Source organism: Nonomuraea monospora (genome assembly GCF_039531895.1).
Classification (GTDB): Bacteria; Actinomycetota; Actinomycetes; order Streptosporangiales; family Streptosporangiaceae; genus Nonomuraea; species Nonomuraea monospora.
The window spans coordinates 39,546-56,410 of sequence record NZ_BAAAQX010000031.1; the positions used below are offsets into that span (position 1 = coordinate 39,546).

The window sequence follows — 16,865 nt, forward strand, 5'->3', positions numbered from 1 at the left end:
CCGTGTAACCCCCGCTCTCAGATGAACTTCTTGGACGCCAGGAAGTCGGCCGCCTTCTCGCCGCCGTCACCCTCGTCCTTGACGATCGTGCCGGCCGCGCGCGGCGGGGCCGCGGCGAAGTCGACGACCTCGGACCAGGCGGCGGCCAGGCCGACCTGGGCCGCGTCGATGGAGGCGTCGCCGATGGCGAGCGTCTCGACCGGCTTCTTCTTGGCCGCCATGATGCCCTTGAAGGACGGGTAGCGGGGCTCGTTGATCTTCTCCACGACGGAGACGACGGCCGGCAGCGGGGCTTCGACCCGGTCGTAGCCGTAGTCGGTCAGGCGCTGGATGGTGATGGCGCCCTGGTCGACCTCGACCTTGTTGGCCAGGGTGAGCTGGGACGCGCCGAGCCGCTCGGAGAGCATGGCGGCCAGCATCCCGGTGCGCGCGTCGGTCGACTCGGAGCCCAGGATGACCAGGTCGAACCCGATCTTCTTGAGCACCTGGGCCATCGCGTACGAGGTGGACAGCGCGTCGGAGCCGTGCAGCGCGTCGTCGCTGAGGTGGACGGCCTTGTCGGCGCCCATGGCCAGTGCCTTGCGGATGGTGTCGGTCGCCTTGCCGGGGCCCATGGTGAGGACGGTCACCTCACCGCCGTGGGCCTCCTTCAGCTTCAGCGCCTCTTCGACCGCGTACTCGTCAAGCTCGTTGACCACGCCGTCGGCGGCGTCGCGGTCGAGCGTGTTGTCATCGGACCGCAGCTTGCGCTCGGTCGCCGTGTCGGGGACCTGCTTCACGCAGACGACGATGTTCATGGCCGGTGGCCGACCTCCCGTAGTTCGCGTGCGCCCCCGCCTCGCTGCGGTGGACGCCGAAATGCATCTGTCCAGACTGCCAGGTGCCCGGTGGGCATCCGACAGAGGGTCTGCCGTGGTTTCGCCGTTATGTTACCCATGGGTAGCTTACGTGCAAACCCACAGCCAGTGCCTACCATCCCCACCATACCGAACTTTATTCGGTCGTTGCTCACAGGTCGCCGGCAACCCCGGCAAAGCGTCAGTCACGCCGACAGCAGGAACACTACGCCCACCACCAACGCCGTCCCCGCGAACAGCGCCAGCGTGAACGTGCTGAACGACGCCGCCAGCCCGAAGCACAACCCGACCGCCCCCACCACGCTCACCAGGTCGACGACCATGCGGCTGCGCCTGAACGGCCCCCGCGAGAACAGCGCCACCCCGCCGTCGGCCACGACACCCAGCGCGTACGCCGCCAGCAGGAAGAGCGACACCTCGGGCAGCGGCTCACGCGCGGCAGCCGCCAGCAGCGCCACGAACAACCCCGAGCCGATCAGCCACCGCCTGCGCACCTTCTCCCGATGCCTGGCCCTGGACTCCTCCACGGAACGCCGGTACCGCTCCTTGCCGGGCCGCCACTCCCTGGTGTCGAGCTGGTCCGTGGCCTGGCGGACGGGGACGGGGACGGGGCGCGGCACGTACGACACCGGCGCGACCCCCAGCCTGGCGCAGATCTGCGTGGCCGTGGGCCGCGCGGCGGGATCGGTGGACAGGCACTCCCGTAACAACGGCTCCAGCCACTCGGGCACGCCTTCGAGGTCGGGCGGATGGTGCACGACCCGGTAGGCGACCGCGGAGGCGGGCCCCTGCCCGTACGGCTGCCGCCCGGTGGCCGCGTACGCCAGCGTCGCCCCGAACGCGAACACGTCGGCCTCCACCCCCACGGCCCGCCCTTCGAGCACTTCGGGGGCCAGGTAGCCGGGCGTGCCCACCACCGCGCCGGAGGCGGTGACGGACAGCGAGTCGAGCGCGCTGGCGATGCCGAAGTCGATCACGACGGGCTCGCCCTCGGTCATCATCACGTTGGCCGGTTTGAGGTCGCGGTGCACGACCCCGGCCTCGTGCATGGCCAGCAGCGCGTCGGCCAGCCCTGAGGCCAGCCGCCGCAGGTCGGCCACGGGCAGGGGGACGGAGCTGAGCGGGCGGCCCTGCACGTACCGGGTGACGAGGTAGGGCCTCGGGCCCGTCAGCGAGGCGTCGAGCACCTCGGCGATGTGCGGCCCGCCCGCCATCCGCATGGTCTCGACCTCGCGCGCCAGCCGCGCCAGCGCCACGCCGTCGGCGGCGACGTGCGGATGCAGGACCTTGACCGCGACCGTGCGGCCCTCAGGATCGAGCGCCAGGTGCACCTCGCCGAACCCGCCGGCCCCCAGACGGGAGAGAAGCTCGTACGGGCCGAGGCGCTCGCTCATACCTCATCTCTCCCCAGCGGGGACGGCGGGGACACTCACGCCCAGGGATTCAGCCACCCCAGCCCCAGACCGTTCAGCAGATCGCCGATCAGCCCCGTGATCAGGCCGATCGTGCTCTGCCTGGCGTCGCTCGCCAGATCGTCGATCACCTGCTCGGGCGGCCGCCACGGCGCCCATGAGGTGTCCTGGCCGAGCGCGAACATCACCGCGAACAGCGCCGCCGTGCCCACCAGCACGACCGCGACCAGCGCGGCGCCGGGGCTGCGCAGCACGCCGGTGAGCGTGCGCGTGACGGCCTTGCGCGGCGCGCCGCCGCCCGGCAGCACGAACAGCCCGGCGGCGAAGGCGCCCGCCGCGTAGGCCGCGGCCTCGTTGACGCCCAGCCGCCCGGCCCAGTACAGCACGCCCCACACGCAGACGCCGAACAGCAGCGCCAGCGGCACGTGCACCAGCGTCACGAGGGCCGACTTGACCAGCGCCCACGGCGTGCCGACGAGGGCGAGCAGCGGGTCGGCCGCGCTGCTGCCGCGCACCTGGCGGCGCTTGACCAGGTCGCCGAAGAGATACTCGCCCAGGCGCAGCACGAGCGCGAGCGCGACGGCCACGGCGCCGGCCATGACCGGCATCATCACCGTCAGCGCCACCAGCGTGACCAGCAGCAGCAGCCCGACGACCTGGCTGCCGAACAGGTACCGCTTGCGTTCCGACGGCGGCGTGTACTGCGGCGGCGGCGTGTAGGGCCGCACCTGCGACGGCGCGGTGGGCGGCGGCACGAGCCGCCGGTCGGGCGGCGGGTAGCCGGCCACCCGCTGGTCGGGCTGGGGCGCGGGCCTGGCGGGCATCGGCGCGGGCACGTAGGGCGGCGGCCGTTCCTCGCGGCGCTTCGGCCGCTCCTCGTGCCGCGTCGGCGCGGGCGGCGGCGCGGCCTTGCCGTACTCGACCGGCGGCAGCAGGTCGGAGAACGTGTCCATGGTCCGCGTGCGGGGCACCACCGGCTTCGTCCCGGTGGGCCCCTCGTTGAACGTGGTCACCGCCGGGTCGAGCGCCTTGGCCATCCGCAGCAGCTCGTGCGCGCCTGGCCGGGCCGACGGCTCGACCTGCAGCGCCCGGGTGAGCCAGCCGCGCAGCCACGCGGGCGCCTTGTCGATCTGCGCCCGCCCTTCCATGATGTTGAAGCAGACCGACTCGAACGTGCCCGTGCCGAACGGCGGCGCCCCTGTCGCGGCGAAGAACACCGTCGAGGCCAGCGCGTGCACGTCGGCCGCCTGGGTGATGTCGGAGTCGCGGATGATCTCGGGCGCCAGGTAGCCGGGCGTGCCCACGAACATGCCGGTCTGCGTCAGCCGGGTGGCGTTGACCAGGTGGGCGATGCCGAAGTCGATCACCAGCGGCCTGCTCTCGACGAGCATGACGTTGGACGGCTTGAAGTCGCGGTGGATCACGTCGGCCGCGTGGATGGCCACCAGCGCCTGGCAGAGCCCCTGGGCGAGCTGGATGAGCTGCCTGGCCTCCAGCGGCCCCTCGGCCAGCACGGTGTCCTCCAGCGTGCGGCCGGGGGCGAAGCGGGTCACCACGTACGGCTGGCTCCCGACGAGCTCGGCGTCGATCACCTCCGCGACGAACGGTGAGCGCACCCTCCGCATCGTCTCGACCTCGCGGGTGAGCCGGTCGCGCGCCTTGAGGTCGGCGGCGACGTGGGGATGCAGCACCTTGATGGCGACTTCGCGTCCCTCGCCGTCGAGACCGAGGTGGACGACCCCCATCCCGCCCTCGCCGATCTTCCTGACGAGGCGGTAGGGGCCGAGGCGTTCTGGTGCTTGGGTGCTCATCGCCGCCTTCCCCGCGTCATCCCCCGGAATTCCCCCCTAGGTTGTCGAGCTGGTCCGCCACTTCTCGGACGTTCAGCGGAGTCCATACGGCCTCCCCATCAGGCTTGTCCCCGAACGTGCTGTAAGCGAGGGTGAGTGAGAGCGCGGCACCCGCCGCGAGGACTCCCGCCATCACCATCGCCGCTGTTCTCGAGGGTACGAGCGATGAGAGCGTTCTGCGCATCTGCTTGCCGGGACCCTCGACTCCCGGGCCCGCGCAGACCGTCCACAACGCGATCGCCGCGCCCCAGGCCAGCGCGTAGTAGGAGTTCATCCCGGCCACGACGGTGAGCAGGAGCGTCACCGGGAGGCCCAGGATCAGCGCGTACAGCACGAGCGCCAGCGTGATGCCCGCCGACTTGGCCAGCGCCGCCGGGAAGGCGAACACGCGCACCACGTCGAGCGCCGCCGCGCCGGCCGCCCTGCGGGTGGCGAGCTGCGGCTGGGCCAGGTCGGCCGCGCGCAGCAGGACCGCGATCGGCAGGGCCACGAACGCGACCAGCACGGGCTTGAACACGGCCGCGACGATCATCAGGATCAGCAGCATGGCGCCCGCCACGCCGTACGCCCTGGAACGCTGCAGCGGCTTGCCGGGCTGCACGCCGGGGATGTACGGCTCCCGCTTGGTCAGCCGGTCGGGCTGGGCGGGCGGGAACTGCTGCTGGGCCGGGATGTAGGGCGGCGGCTGCACCGGGATGGGGTTCGGGCGGCCGTAGTCGGGCGCGTGGGGACCGGGCTGCGGGCCTGACCCGGGGCCCGGGTTCATCCGCCGGTAGTCGGCCGAGTCGGGGCGCACCCGCCTCGTCGGCACGTCGGTCTCGCCGGGCGCGGGCGCAGGCGCGGGCGCGGCCGGGCCGTTGCCGGTGGCCGGCGGCGTCTGCGGCGGGTAGACCCCGGCCTCGCGCTGGATCTGCCGCAGCTCCTCCGGCGAGACCCTGCGGGTCGGCCACGGGTCGGGCTGGTTGGGCAGCAGCGAGACGTACTGCTGGTCGGGCGCCGGCGGGGCCGGCTGCTCCTGGTTCTCCAGCAGCCGCTTGGGCGTGACCGGCGGCGTGGAGATCTCGTACGACGGCCGCTCCGTGACCTTGGGCGGCACGACGGGGTCGGGCCTGGGCACGGTGGAGATCTCGTCGGGCGAGGTGCCCTGCGCCGGCTTGGGCAGCATGCGGGCGGTCTGCTCGGCCAGCTCGGCGGCCTTGGGACGCTTGCTGGGGTTGCGCTGGAAGGCCGCCTTGAGTAGCGGCTGCAGCTCGGCGGGGGCGGCGCTGATGTCGGCCTTGCCCGCCGTGATGTTGTAGAAGATCATCTCCAGCGTGCCCTTGCCGAAGGGCGGCTGGCCCGTGCCCGCGTACAGCAGCGTGCCGGCCCACGCGTGGATGTCGACCTCGGGACCCGCCTCCTGGCCCTCGATGATCTCGGGCGCGAGGTAGCCGGGCGTGCCGATGAACATGCCGGTCTGCGTCAGCCGCGTCGCGTCGACCGCCTGGGCGATGCCGAAGTCGATCAGGACGGGCTCGCCGTCCAGGATCAGCACGTTGCCGGGCTTGAGGTCGCGGTGGATGACGCCCATCGAGTGCACGACGGCCAGCGCCGAGGCCACCCCGTGGGCGACCTTGAGCAGCGCGGACAGGTCGAGCGGGCCGTCGTTCTTGACGATCTCGTCAAGCGGCGGGCCCGCCACGTAACGCGTGACGATGTACGGACGATGACCGGTCACGTCGGCGTCGAGCACCTCGGCGATGTACTTGCTGCGGACCCGGCGCATGGTCTCGACCTCGCGCGAAAGCCGCCGCCTGGCGACCTCGTCGCCGGCGACCTCTCCGCGCAGGACCTTGATGGCCACCTGCCGCCCCTGAGGGTCGACAGCCAGGTGGACAACGCCCATCCCGCCTTCACCGAGCCGCCTGAGCAGCCGGTAAGGGCCTAGTCGGTCATCGTTCATGGCATGAAGCACCATACCGGCTTAATCCCCGCCCACGAGATGAACCATGAGGCCACATTCCCACTCGTACAACGTCCAGAACGGCCTCATCGGTTTCCCATCCAACGGTCTCGAATCGGCCTCGATTTCGTTCAGCCGGCCAAGGAGAGCACCTCTGCCCTCTTCAGCCCGGCCAGCGTGGCGCCGGAGACGGCCAGCTTCGATCTGCGCACACCGCTTCCGATCACCACCTTCGGGTGCTCCGCGACGTGCGTGTCGACCAGGATCGGCCACTCCTCTGGCAGGCCGAGCGGCGTGATGCCGCCGTACTCCATGCCGGTCAGCTCGACCGCCTCCGCCATCGGGGCGAAGCTGGCCTTGCGGGCGTCGAGGTGCCTGCGCACCACGCCGTTCACGTCGACCCGCATCGTGGCGAGCACCATGCAGGCGGCGTAACGCGTCTCGCCGCCCCGCTTGGCCGCCACGACCACGCAGTTGGCCGACTCGTCGAGGGTCACGCCGTACTTCTCGCAGAACGCCGCGGTGTCGGCCAGATCGGGATCGATCCCGGCCACCTCGACGCCCTCCAGGTCGGGCACGGCTCGCGCCACCGGATCGGCCAGCAGGTCGATCCGTTCGGTGGCGGGCACCCAGTGCAACGTCATTCCATCTCCTCGATCGCCTCTCCCAGCAGCCTACTTGCGCTTCCGGGAGCCGCGGGCGGCGTCACGGAGACTGCAGCACTCTCCTGTGCAGTTGCGTGACGGCGGCGCGGGCGGACTCCATGGCCCCCGCCTGCCAGGCGATCAGATGGGTGAGCCAGTCGCCCGCGAAGTAAACCCTTCCGGCAGGGCGTTGCAGAAGAGTGAAGGACGAATCAAAGGACGGCCAGCGCACCCAGCCGCCCTGGATGTGCTCCTGGCGCTCCCAGGCGATGGAGACGCTGGACAGCAGGTTCTGGCGGTACTTCTCGCCGTGGATCTTCTTGCCCTGGGTGAGCGCCCTGCGCCGCCTGTCCTCCGGGGTGAGCGCGCTGTAGAGCTCGGCGACGCGCTCGGTGTTGTAGTAGCCGACGAGCAGGCCGCGCTCGGCGTGGTAGTCGTGCGAGGGGTACCAGATGTGGGTGAGGTCGAGGTCGGTCTCCGTGACGCCGCCGTAGATCCGGTCCTCCAGCTCCCACCAGCGCCTGCCGTACTCCAGGCCGATCTTGCCCGCGGCGATCGGGACGGGGGTGGCCAGCGCGGTGGTGATCTGCGCGCCGAGGTTGTGCGGGATCTTGGCCAGGACGTGCGGCGGGAGGGCGGCGATGCAGTAGTCGGCCTTGACGACGCCGCCGGTGTGGGTGACCTCGACGCCGTCGGCCATGGTGGTGATTTTGGTGACCTTGGCGCCGGTCCTGATCCTGTCCTGGCCGACGGCCTGCTGGAGCTTGGTGACGATGGCGTCCATGCCGCCGACGGGCTGGAACATGGGGGTGGCCTGCTCGTAGCCGAAGTCGTTGGTGATGGCGCGGCCGGTGCCGGCGGCGAGGACCTGGTGGAGGGTGCCGGGGTCCGGCATGGGCGTCCCGCCGTCTATGGACGGAAATTTCGTGAAACCGCGGCGCTCCGAGCCCGCGTAGTCGAGTTTGGGGCCCAGGTCGCCGAAGCGTCGCAGGAACTCCAGCAGGCTCTCCCTGTCGTTCCTGGTGAGAGCCTTGTCCAGCGCTCCGGCGTCGGTGGCCTTCGCCAGCAGTTCGGCGATGTATCCGTACATGTCGGCTCGGGCCGTGCGGGCCCTGACGGTCCGGCCGTTGGTGTGGACGTAGGCGGAGGCGTTGTTGTTGATGAACGTCTCGATGGGGATGCCCAGCTCGCGGCAGTAGTCGAGGGTCACCATCCACTGGGCGATGCGGCCGGGGCCGGCGTTGAAGTAGACGCCTGCGCCGAAGTTCACGTCCTGGGCCGCGCCGTTCAGCTCGGTCAGGCGGTCGCCGCCGCGCAGCGTGAGGTTCCGCCCGCCGGCCTTCTGCCTGGCCTCCAGCAGCGTGCAGTCGTAGCCGGCCTTGCCCAGCTCGTACGCGGCGGTCAGCCCCGCCACGCCCGCGCCGATGATCACGACCTTGGCGGACGCCCTGCCGCTCAGCGTGAAGTCGCCGGTGCGTGGCGGCGTGTACTCCTTGTCCTGCCCGTCGGGCGCCAGGCCGAGCGCGCCCATGGCGGCGTACATGGCGCCCGCGCCCCCGGCGGCCCCGATCCCGACGAGCAGCCCCCGCCGAGTCAGCGTGGCACGGTCGTTCTCAGCCATAGGGGCCGCTGCCGCAGGCCACCTGCCCGGCGATGCTCGCGAACAGGCCGAACAGGGCCATGATCTGGGTGAAGTCATCGGTGGTGAACTCGGTGTGCCGCGCTCCCGCCGTCTTCACGCCGGGGATCAGCGACACGGCCGCGGCGATGGCGGTGGAGTTCCACTCCACCCCGAGCGTGTACGGCGCCTCCACCACGTACGGCGTGAAGTCGGTCAACCGCCCCAGCGCCCGCTCCGTCGCCTCACGGATCCGCGCCTGGGCCACGACCGGCGGCAGCAGCTCGGCCGAGAACTTGTCGATGCCCTTCTTGACCGCGACGGTCTCCACGTCGCCGAGCAGCTCGCGGGCCTCGTCGCCGACGGCCTCGTCGCCGGTGACCAGCACCACCGGCACCCCGTGGAACCCCGCGCACGCCGCGACCAGCCGCGTCTCGCCGCACAGCTCGCCGTTGAGGTAGACGTTCTGGATCTCCTTGCCCATCCACGTGTGGTTGAGCACGCCGTGCGGGACGCCGGCGCGGGCGTGGTAGCCGACGAAGCAGGCCGCCTGGAACGAGCCGTCGAGCCCGTGCGCCATCCGCTGCGCCTTGCCCGGCCCCCTGATCAGGCTCGCCCGGGGGTCGAGGAGGTCGATGCGCAGGTTCTTGGTGGAGCCGTGGGCGTCGTTGACCAGCACGCCGCTCGCCCCGGCCGCGAAGGCGCCCTCGACGGCCGCGTTCGCGTCGGCGGTCATCAGCTCGCAGCCCCGCTCGTAGCCGCGCTTGCCGGCGTGCATCTCCTCGGGGTCGGTCAGCCCCGTCACGCCCTCCATGTCCACCGACAGATAGACCTTCACGCGCTCCCCCAAGACTCGACCCTGCGTACCTCGGACTCCGTCATCAGCCCGACGTTCTCCTCGACGAACGCCGCCGCCTGCGCCCGCCACTGCTCCGGGATCTCCGCCAGGGCCGGCGGGTAGCAGTGCTCCAGCCAGCTCGTGGCCTCCTCCGACACGTCGAAGTAGTCGAGCGCCGGGGCGAACAGCGTGTTCTCGATGCCCGGGACGCGGGCCAGCCCGTACTGGATCATCTCCTGACCCCCGTACGGCGGCTTCTTGAGGTACTTGCGCGCCATGGAGCGGTCGGCGGTGATCGGCGTGTCGAGCGGGCGGCGCTCCACGGCGGCCTGGATGAGCTCCTTGTACAGGCACTTGCCGCAGTTGCGGCACGGGCCGTCGGTGCCGCGCAGACACCAGCGGACCTGGTCCTTCAGCGGCGAGCCCAGGGCCAGGCGCATCGTGACGGCCTCGCTCACGCCGCCCACCGGCAGCACGATGTGCACGCCGGAGGCCGCGAACAGGCGGCCCCATCTGCCGTGCGGCGACCACATGGGGTTGTCGGGGGTGAAGCGCCACAGGTAACGGCCGCCGCCCAGCCAGCGGGAGCCCATCTCGTAGCCGAAGCCCAGGCCGCCCAGGTCGAGCCGGTCGGCCAGGAGCAGGGCGCCGGCGGCCACCGCGTGGTGCTCCGGGTAGCCGGGGCGGGGCTCGGCCAGGGTGTACTCCAGGTCGGAGGTGACCGTGCTCAGCTCGCGGCCGGTCTTCGCGGCCAGCCTGGCCAGCACGTCGGAGCGGTAGTGCGGCCAGCGGTTCGGCACGCGCGGGTGGGCCACCCGGCGGAAGTGCACGAACGGGGCCTCGGGGAAGATCGTGGCCGCCGCCACGGAGTCGGCGCCGCCGCTGTACGAGATCGCCAGTCTGGCGCCCGGCTTCCTCGGCTCCGCGCCCACCGGGCCCGCCTCGACGCCCCAGCCGTCGTGCAGCGCCCGCGCCAGCTCCGCCGAGATCGCCCGGTCGAACGTGATCCGCTTCCTGGTCCACGGGGCCACGATCGTCCAGGCGGCCACCGCGTACAGGTCGGGGTGGGCGTCGCCGGGCACCCCGCCGATGGAGCACGAATTGGTGGCCAGCTTGATCGGGTACTCGTCGGACGCCTGGCCGGTGATCTCGTCCTCCGGATCGAGCCGGAACGTCAGATGCGTGCCGGCGCTCCAGGTCACGCGCACGGTTGCTCCTCCGGTTTGCCCGGTTCGCCGCGCCGGGCCCGCAGGTCGTCGATGGCCTGCCAGACCAGGACCTCGTTCTGCAGCACCCCGTCCATGGCCTTGGCCGTCTCCTGCGCGAGCCGCTGGGTGTCGTCGATCCTGGCCTTCAGCGCGGGGTCAGGCTTGGGGGACGACGCCGCCGGACGGGCGTTCCGCAGCCGTTCGACCTCGCTCTGCAGGGTCGCCATCTCCCGCCTCAGGGTCTGGACCTCCCAGAGCGCGTCCCGGATGTCCTGGCGATGATCGGCGATGGAGATGTAGCGGGAGTCGAACCATGTGCGCACGGCCTTTCTGAGCCGGGCAGGGACGGGGACGCGCATCATGAAACGCCACCATAGTGGCAAACCATCATCGGTATGGACGACCCTTACCGAATGCATTGACTTCAGTTTGCACCGCCCGCGCCCGCCCGTTCGCGGACCGGATATGGCGAACGGTCGGACACGTGCCGTGCATGACTGCTAACGTTCCGCGACATGCCCTCCTCCGTGCATGAGGCGCTGAACGCCTTGTTTCGGAACCGGCCCACCCTCGCCGTCGATCTGCTCTGCGACGTGTTCGACATCGATCTGCCCGCCGACACCCTCGTCGAGGTGGCCCCCACCGGCACGGCCGTGGCGGTGCCCATGACCTGGTGCGAGCCCGCGCACGGCGTCATCGTCGAGCTGCAGCACACCGTGTCGGAGGAGGACCGGCAGGGCTGGGCCCGGCGGAGCGCCGCGCTCTGGCTGCTGCTCCGGCGCCCCGTGCTGGTGCTCGTGCTCGCACCCGACGCCCTGGTCTGCGACTGGGCGGCCCAGCCCGTGGTCACCAGCCTGCCCGGGTACGTGCTGCACCCGCTCGTCGTCGGGCCCGACCAGGTCACGCCCATCTCCGACCCCGCTCTGGCCGCGGAGTGCCTGGAACTGGCCGTACTGTCCGTCCTGTCCCACGGGGGTGACGCGGCGGTCGTGGGGACGTTCCTGGAGGCGCTCGCCAAGACGGAGGAGAGCCACGGGGCCCGCTACTACGAGTACGCCTACCGCCTGGCCTCGACCGACGTCCGGCGGGTACTGGAGGAGACCATGTCGTCCACCACCTGGCCGGTGTACAGCCCGTTCGCCCGCGAGCACTTCGCCAGGGGGCGCGCCGCGGGGCTGTCGGAGGGCAAGGTGCGGGCCGTGCTGGCCGTGCTGCGGGCGCGCGGGGTGAACGTCACGGACGACGCGTTGACGGCCATCACCGGGTGCGGGGATCAGGAGCAGCTCGACGAGTGGGCGCACCGCGCGGCGACCGCCCTGACCATCGAGGAGCTGTTCGTCTGAACACCCCCGCCGCCACCTTCACGCGCCCAGGACCCGCCTCGGGTTACCGGCCTGTGAACTTGGGCTTGGACTTCTCCGCGAACGCCCGCAACCCGATCTTGGCGTCCTCCGTCGCGAACAGCCCCGAGAAGTGCAGCCGCTCGATCTCCATGCCCGTGTCCAGATCGGTCTCCAGCCCGTGATCCACGGCCTGCTTGGCGGCGCGCAACGCGACGGCCGGCCCACCCACGAAGGTCGCGGCCCACTCCAGGGCGGCGGTGTAGACCTGCTCGTCCGGCACCACCCGGTCGACCAGCCCGATCGCCAGCGCCTCGGCGGCGGCCACGTGCCGCCCGGTGAAGATGAGGTCCTTCGCGCGGGCGGGCCCGACCAGGCGGGGCAGGCGCTGGGTGCCGCCCGCGCCGGGGATGATCCCGAGCAGGATCTCCGGCTGGCCCAGCTTCGCCGACTCGCCCGCGACCCTGAAGTCGGCGCAGAGTGCCAGCTCGCAGCCGCCGCCCAGGGCGTAGCCGGTGATCGCGGCGATGACCGGCTTGCCGATCCTGGCGACCGCGGTGAAGCAGGCTTGCAGCGTGCCGGAGTGGGCGGCCATGTCGGCGTACGACATGTCGGCCATCTCCTTGATGTCCACGCCGGCGGCGAACACCCGCTCCCCGCCGTACAGGATCACCGCCTGCACCTGCGGATCGGCGTCCACGATGCCGGCCGACTCGGCCAGCTCGCGCTGGACCTGGCCGTTGAGGGCGTTCATCTTCGGCCGGTCGAGACGGATCGTGGCGATCTGGTCGGCCACCTCGACGCTCACAAACTCACCCATGTGATCGAACCTAACAGGTGGTCAACGGGCCGCCGCCGCGGACTTGACCGCGTCCACCGACTTCTTGCTGCGCGAGACGCGCACCAGCGCGGCCGACAGGCGGGCCAGCTCGGCGCCCGAGTGCGCCAGCTCCGCCAGCGGGCGGGCCTGACGGGGCAGCCCCAGCTTGGCCGCGCCGTCCAGCACCCGCTTGTCCAGATGCGGCGCGACCTGCGGCCACACAGCCTGGACCTCGCGCAGGAAGATGTCCGCGCCCGTCGGCCCGATGCCGGGGAACTCCATCAGCAGGCCCGTGATCCGCCGCTCGTCGCCGCCCGCCTCGTCGCGCAGGCGGCGCAGGTCGCCCCGCCAGCGGTCGATGATCAGGGCGGCGCCGTCGCCGAGCATCGTGGCGGTGCGCTCGTCGTAGCGGCGGTAGTGGCCGCGGCCCAGCGCGTCCACCCGGTCCTGCCAGCTCGCCCCGCGCATGCCCTTCGGCGTGCCGTAACCCGCCGCGAACAGCTCCCGCGCGGCGGCCACGGCGACGTCCGCCGAGATGCGGGCGCTGAGCAAGGTGGCCAGGACGAGCAACTGGTAGAGCGGTTTCGGCTGGTCGGACAGCTTGATGTCGGCCTCCGCCGCGTACGTGCGGCCGAAGCGGTCGAGCAGGGCGTCCAGCACGGCTCCATCGGATTTGGCCATGCCGCTGCGCCTACCCCGGCCCCGGCGCGGCATGCCGGGGCGGTGTTTGGGCTCGTGGGAGCGGGTTAGTCGAAGTTCTTCCACTAGTTAAGGAGCAAGTCGTGCTGACATTGACCGACAACGCCGTGGTCGCCATCCGGGACCTCATGGTCGGGGAGGACGTGCCCGCCGACGCGGGGCTGCGCATCTCCCCCAAGGCCGACGAGGCGGGCACGCTGGAGGTCACGCTGACGAGCAACCCGCAGGCCGGGGACCAGGTGGTGGAGAAGGAGGACGTGCGGGTGTTCGTCGCCGAGGACGCGGTGCCGATCCTCGACGACAAGGCGCTCGACGCGCAGCCGGGGGCGCCGGGGCAGCCGACGTTCCGCCTCGACCGGCGCGCCTGAGCCACTTCGCTCAGCCCTGGTCGGAGTCGTTCTCGGGCGGGCGGGTGTCGCCGAGGCCGAACAGGCCCACCAGCGTCCCGTCCGCCCGGGTCACCACCACGTGATCCACCTTCGCCCGGTCCATGCGCTGGACCAGCGGGTCGATCTCCTCGCTCGGCCGCACGGTGGTGGCCCCGGCCCGCATCGCACTCTCGGCGGTCCCGTCGAGGTCGGCGCCCCTCAGCTCGCGCGACCCGATGACGCCCTGGACGACGTCGTCCTCGTCCACCACGACGGCCATCCCCGCCGGGTCGGCGATGAGGCGCTCGGTCAGCGTGCCGAGCGGATCGTCCAGCGCGGCGATCACCGGGTCCCTGCGCACGTTCCTGGACACCAGGGCCGCGTGGCCGTCGTAGGGCAGGTCGGCGGAGAGCCAGTCCATCTTGCCGGTCACGTAGTCGTACACCTCGCCGAACCCCAGCCGATCGAGGCGGTGCGCGGCGCGCGGGCTCAGGTCGCAGAGCGAGTCGTGGCAGTAGACGATGACCGGACGGCCCCGCTCCAGCGGCGGCGAGCCGTCGATGCGGCCCAGCGGCAGGTTGACGGCTCCCGGCAGGTGCGCCCACTGGTATTCGCTTTCCGGCAGCACCTCGACGAGCTGCGCCTGCCTGGTGTCCAGCAGATCCTGTACGGCTTCGCGGGCGATGGTGTGCGTCATGCCTGCCCCGTACCCCGAGGCGGCCAAGTCAGCGGGACACGCCGACGAGCACCCGCTCCAGGCCCCAGCGGAACTGGCCGGTCGGGACGTAGGCGGCGATGGCGTCGGCGGCGGCGTGCGTGCGGGGGAACGCCCGCTCGTCCGTCAGGGCTGGGCGACCGTCTGGATGTGCGCGGTCGCGGTCGCCACGGCGACGGGCTCGCCGTCCGGGCCGAGCAACTCGCCCGACATGAAGCACACCTGACGCCCCCGCCGGACCACCCTGCCCCGGCCCACCAGGCGGCCAGGACGGGCCGGGCGGAGGAACTGGACGTGCAGGTCGAGCGTCGGCGCGAACTGGCCCGGCGGGAGCGTCGCCACCAGCGCAGGACCGAGCGTGTCGTCGAGCATCGCCGCCAGGAAACCGCCCTGGACGACGCCCACCGGGTTGGTGAAGCTCGCGTCCGCCTTGAACGCCACCTCGATCGTGCCCTCGTCGGGGTCGATGCGCAGCAGCTCCCAGCCGAGCGTGGTCGCGGCGGGAGGTGGCGGCACCCGGCCGGACATCACATCCCAGAACGGGCCTTCGCGTGTCGGTGTCTCCATGGGGACATTCAACGGGGCGGCACCGACAGTAATGCGTAGGACAGTGGGTCCGCACACTGCGGGTTAGGGTGCTGTGAGGAAGCTGAAGGACTAGCAGGGGAAGGCGGCTGACCGCATGAGCGCGCCGGGCCATCTGACAGCGGGGACCGCAAGCGACCGAGGGATTGTGCTCGCTGACCAGGTGAATCGAATGATCGCGCTGGCTGAGGAGGCGCAGTCGGAGGAGACGTGGGCGTTCGATGCGCTCAGCCGGTTCGTGGTGGGGTGTGTGGAGGCCGGGCTGGATCCGCTGGTGGCCGTTGAGGCTGGACGGGCGGACGGCGTGGGCGCGGCGGTCGAGGGTGGACGAACGGGCTCTGCCGCCGCCGGGGGAGGACGGGCGGGCTCTGCCGTCGGCGCGTCCGAGGACGGTGCGGCGGGTGGTCGGCTCGTGAAGGTGCTCGAGGAGATCGTGCGGGCGGGGCATGACGAAGGTGCGTTGCGTGCCGATGTCGGGGCTGGGGATGTGGTGGGGGTTGTCGGGCTGGTCGTCCGGGGGCTGCCCACGGTGCCTGCCGGGGTGGGCGAGGAGTTGCGGGAGCGGGCCGCGCGGCTGGTGCTCGCCGGGATGCGTTCCCATCCCGCACCTGCACCACCAGGGGCGGCGTTGACGGTCGAGGCGCTGGCTCGGCGCGTCTCCGGGTAGGGCTGGGGCACCGTACGCGTTGCGCCGGACTCCACCGCACCACAACTCGCCGACCCGGCGCACGGAGGGCGACACGCCGCCATTACCCGGTACGCCACCGCCGCATGCCACCGCCGCGCGTGCTGCCGCCGGGCACACCGCCAACCCACTCACCGCCTTCCCCGTGCGTTGCCGTACCACGCACCGCCGCCCCACACGCTGTCGAGCAGGGCGGCGGACGAGGGGGCGGCTGGCTGGGCGTGCCGTGCGCGGGGGTGCCGTGCACCGGCGCGGCCCAGCCAGACGGTTCAGGCGATTCAGGCGGTTAGGCGGGTGAGCGGAACTCGTTCAGACCTGCGGGCATGCCACGCCGCACAGCCTGCACGATCTCCTGATGAAGGTGCGCCCCCCGATCGGCGGCCCGCCCGAGCGGGCTGCCCTCGACCTCGTACCACTCGTCCGCATCGAGGTACTGGACGCGCACCGTCACCCGCTCCCCCGTCACCACGGTCCGCACGGTGACCTCGCCGGTGATGACGCCGACCTCCTCGGTCATCACCCCGCCGGGCCCCGCGACGACGCTGCTCTCGTAGGTTTCGACGCTCACTGCGCCCCGTAGCAGGTCGCCACCATCTCGGCCAGCGCGTCCCGTTCGGCGGCGGTGATGGTGAGGTCGTAGCGGGCCTTGACGTCGATCCAGGCCCTGCTGTACGTGCACCAGTACGACCGCAGCGGCGGCCGCCACTGGTCCGGCGACTGGTCGCCCTTGGACCGGTTGGAGCCGGCCGAGACGGCGAGGAGTTGCGGCCCTTCGAGGTCGTTGGCGAACTCCTTGCGCCGGGCGTCGGTCCAGGTGTTGGCGCCTGAACGCCAGGCCTGGGCGAGCGGCACCATGTGGTCGATGTCGATGGCCGAGGCGCTGGTGATGTCCTTTCCGTCGTAGACGCTGTGCCAGGTTCCGCTGATGGCGCGGCAGTTCTCGTCCTGTTTGACGTCGGCGCCGTCGCGGGCGAGGACGGTTTCGCGCGTGTCGCAGGAGCGGCCCTGCGACGACCAGTGGGGGAAGCGGGCGCGGCTGTAGCCGGTCATGGCGCGGGGGTCCGCGACGGTGAGCCGCTGGAGCTGGGCGTGGGCGGCGGGGGCGGAGAGGGTGGGCGGGAGTTCGGTGGGAGAGGCTGCGCCCGAGGGGGACGCCGGGGCCAGGACCAGGAGGGTCATGGTCGTGGCGGCCGCCGCGCGGGCAGGCCATGATCGCAAAGTGAACATGGCCCACGTCTACAGCGGCGATTACGTTAAGCAATCAAAGACCCGCAGCGCTTGTCA

18 protein-coding genes are annotated in these 16,865 nt (G+C 71.7%); 3 read left to right on the forward strand and 15 right to left on the reverse strand.

Annotation, left to right across the window (positions count from 1 at the left end):
* Positions 1–17: 17 nt before the first annotated feature.
* The 9 genes from ABD331_RS42750 to ABD331_RS42790 all read right to left on the reverse strand — a co-directional run bounded on the left by ABD331_RS42750 (position 18) and on the right by ABD331_RS42790 (position 10,731).
* Positions 18–797: an electron transfer flavoprotein subunit beta/FixA family protein gene (locus ABD331_RS42750; RefSeq protein WP_344488345.1), complete on the reverse strand. Its 780-nt coding sequence runs from the start codon at positions 795–797 to the stop codon at positions 18–20.
* A gap of 245 nt (positions 798–1,042) precedes the next feature.
* Positions 1,043–2,251, reverse strand: coding sequence for a serine/threonine-protein kinase (locus ABD331_RS42755; protein WP_344488347.1), 1,209 nt, complete (start codon positions 2,249–2,251; stop codon positions 1,043–1,045).
* A 35-nt stretch (positions 2,252–2,286) separates the two neighbouring features.
* A complete protein-coding gene (locus tag ABD331_RS42760) occupies positions 2,287–4,080 on the reverse strand; it encodes a serine/threonine-protein kinase (RefSeq protein WP_344488349.1) in 1,794 nt (597 codons plus the stop codon).
* A 16-nt stretch (positions 4,081–4,096) separates the two neighbouring features.
* Positions 4,097–6,061, reverse strand: coding sequence for a serine/threonine-protein kinase (locus tag ABD331_RS42765; protein ID WP_344488351.1), 1,965 nt, complete (start codon positions 6,059–6,061; stop codon positions 4,097–4,099).
* A 131-nt stretch (positions 6,062–6,192) separates the two neighbouring features.
* Positions 6,193–6,705, reverse strand: coding sequence for a YbaK/EbsC family protein (locus ABD331_RS42770; RefSeq protein WP_344488353.1), 513 nt, complete (start codon positions 6,703–6,705; stop codon positions 6,193–6,195).
* A 61-nt stretch (positions 6,706–6,766) separates the two neighbouring features.
* Positions 6,767–8,326 carry a flavin monoamine oxidase family protein gene (locus ABD331_RS42775; RefSeq protein ID WP_344488356.1) on the reverse strand — a complete coding sequence of 520 codons (1,560 nt, stop codon included), beginning with the start codon at positions 8,324–8,326 and terminating at the stop codon, positions 6,767–6,769.
* A complete protein-coding gene (locus ABD331_RS42780; RefSeq protein WP_344488358.1) occupies positions 8,319–9,161 on the reverse strand; it encodes a M55 family metallopeptidase in 843 nt (280 codons plus the stop codon). Before ABD331_RS42780 ends, ABD331_RS42775 begins: the two co-directional genes overlap by 8 nt.
* Positions 9,158–10,369, reverse strand: coding sequence for a DUF6395 domain-containing protein (locus ABD331_RS42785; protein WP_344488359.1), 1,212 nt, complete (start codon positions 10,367–10,369; stop codon positions 9,158–9,160). Before ABD331_RS42785 ends, ABD331_RS42780 begins: the two co-directional genes overlap by 4 nt.
* Positions 10,360–10,731, reverse strand: coding sequence for a hypothetical protein (locus tag ABD331_RS42790; protein ID WP_344488361.1), 372 nt, complete (start codon positions 10,729–10,731; stop codon positions 10,360–10,362). Before ABD331_RS42790 ends, ABD331_RS42785 begins: the two co-directional genes overlap by 10 nt.
* Before the next feature lie 153 nt (positions 10,732–10,884).
* Here ABD331_RS42790 and ABD331_RS42795 point away from each other — a divergent pair, with 153 nt between their 5' ends.
* The gene (locus tag ABD331_RS42795; RefSeq protein WP_344488363.1) at positions 10,885–11,712 is read left to right on the forward strand and encodes a hypothetical protein; all 828 of its coding nucleotides are present in this window, start codon (positions 10,885–10,887) and stop codon (positions 11,710–11,712) included.
* A gap of 43 nt (positions 11,713–11,755) precedes the next feature.
* On the opposite strand, the gene ABD331_RS42800 is transcribed toward ABD331_RS42795, so the two are convergent.
* The gene (locus ABD331_RS42800) at positions 11,756–12,529 is read right to left on the reverse strand and encodes an enoyl-CoA hydratase/isomerase family protein (RefSeq protein WP_344488365.1); all 774 of its coding nucleotides are present in this window, start codon (positions 12,527–12,529) and stop codon (positions 11,756–11,758) included.
* Positions 12,530–12,550: 21 nt separating this feature from the next.
* Positions 12,551–13,210, reverse strand: coding sequence for an endonuclease (locus ABD331_RS42805; RefSeq protein WP_344488367.1), 660 nt, complete (start codon positions 13,208–13,210; stop codon positions 12,551–12,553).
* Positions 13,211–13,311: 101 nt separating this feature from the next.
* Between ABD331_RS42805 and ABD331_RS42810 the strand changes: the two genes are divergently transcribed.
* Positions 13,312–13,596 (forward strand): Fe-S cluster assembly protein HesB, encoded by a 285-nt coding sequence (locus ABD331_RS42810; protein WP_344488368.1) that lies wholly within the window; start codon positions 13,312–13,314, stop codon positions 13,594–13,596.
* A gap of 10 nt (positions 13,597–13,606) precedes the next feature.
* Here ABD331_RS42810 and ABD331_RS42815 read toward each other — a convergent pair whose 3' ends face one another.
* Entirely contained in the window at positions 13,607–14,293 is a 687-nt protein-coding gene (locus ABD331_RS42815; protein WP_344488370.1) for a rhodanese-like domain-containing protein, read from the reverse strand.
* 144 nt (positions 14,294–14,437) lie between these two features.
* Positions 14,438–14,878 (reverse strand): PaaI family thioesterase, encoded by a 441-nt coding sequence (locus tag ABD331_RS42820; protein ID WP_344488372.1) that lies wholly within the window; start codon positions 14,876–14,878, stop codon positions 14,438–14,440.
* Positions 14,879–15,068: 190 nt separating this feature from the next.
* Here ABD331_RS42820 and ABD331_RS42825 point away from each other — a divergent pair, with 190 nt between their 5' ends.
* Complete coding sequence (locus tag ABD331_RS42825; protein WP_344488374.1) at positions 15,069–15,563, forward strand: hypothetical protein; 495 nt, start codon at positions 15,069–15,071, stop codon at positions 15,561–15,563.
* A 304-nt stretch (positions 15,564–15,867) separates the two neighbouring features.
* Here ABD331_RS42825 and ABD331_RS42830 read toward each other — a convergent pair whose 3' ends face one another.
* A complete protein-coding gene (locus ABD331_RS42830) occupies positions 15,868–16,149 on the reverse strand; it encodes a hypothetical protein (protein ID WP_344488376.1) in 282 nt (93 codons plus the stop codon).
* On the reverse strand, positions 16,146–16,808 hold the full coding sequence (locus ABD331_RS42835; protein ID WP_344488378.1) for an HNH endonuclease family protein: 663 nt from the start codon (positions 16,806–16,808) through the stop codon (positions 16,146–16,148). The genes ABD331_RS42830 and ABD331_RS42835 overlap by 4 nt, the downstream gene beginning before the upstream one ends.
* Between the last annotated feature and the right edge of the window lie 57 nt (positions 16,809–16,865).

Coding starts and splice junctions, on each gene's coding strand:
- ABD331_RS42750 (WP_344488345.1), bottom strand. CDS start 797: ATGAACATCGTCGTCTGCGTGAAGCAGGTCCCCGACACGGCGACCGAG.
- ABD331_RS42755 (WP_344488347.1), bottom strand. CDS start 2,251: ATGAGCGAGCGCCTCGGCCCGTACGAGCTTCTCTCCCGTCTGGGGGCC.
- ABD331_RS42760 (WP_344488349.1), bottom strand. CDS start 4,080: ATGAGCACCCAAGCACCAGAACGCCTCGGCCCCTACCGCCTCGTCAGG.
- ABD331_RS42765 (WP_344488351.1), bottom strand. CDS start 6,061: ATGAACGATGACCGACTAGGCCCTTACCGGCTGCTCAGGCGGCTCGGT.
- ABD331_RS42770 (WP_344488353.1), bottom strand. CDS start 6,705: ATGACGTTGCACTGGGTGCCCGCCACCGAACGGATCGACCTGCTGGCC.
- ABD331_RS42775 (WP_344488356.1), bottom strand. CDS start 8,326: ATGGCTGAGAACGACCGTGCCACGCTGACTCGGCGGGGGCTGCTCGTC.
- ABD331_RS42790 (WP_344488361.1), bottom strand. CDS start 10,731: ATGATGCGCGTCCCCGTCCCTGCCCGGCTCAGAAAGGCCGTGCGCACA.
- ABD331_RS42795 (WP_344488363.1), top strand. CDS start 10,885: ATGCCCTCCTCCGTGCATGAGGCGCTGAACGCCTTGTTTCGGAACCGG.
- ABD331_RS42800 (WP_344488365.1), bottom strand. CDS start 12,529: ATGGGTGAGTTTGTGAGCGTCGAGGTGGCCGACCAGATCGCCACGATC.
- ABD331_RS42805 (WP_344488367.1), bottom strand. CDS start 13,210: ATGGCCAAATCCGATGGAGCCGTGCTGGACGCCCTGCTCGACCGCTTC.
- ABD331_RS42815 (WP_344488370.1), bottom strand. CDS start 14,293: ATGACGCACACCATCGCCCGCGAAGCCGTACAGGATCTGCTGGACACC.
- ABD331_RS42820 (WP_344488372.1), bottom strand. CDS start 14,878: ATGGAGACACCGACACGCGAAGGCCCGTTCTGGGATGTGATGTCCGGC.
- ABD331_RS42825 (WP_344488374.1), top strand. CDS start 15,069: ATGATCGCGCTGGCTGAGGAGGCGCAGTCGGAGGAGACGTGGGCGTTC.
- ABD331_RS42835 (WP_344488378.1), bottom strand. CDS start 16,808: ATGTTCACTTTGCGATCATGGCCTGCCCGCGCGGCGGCCGCCACGACC.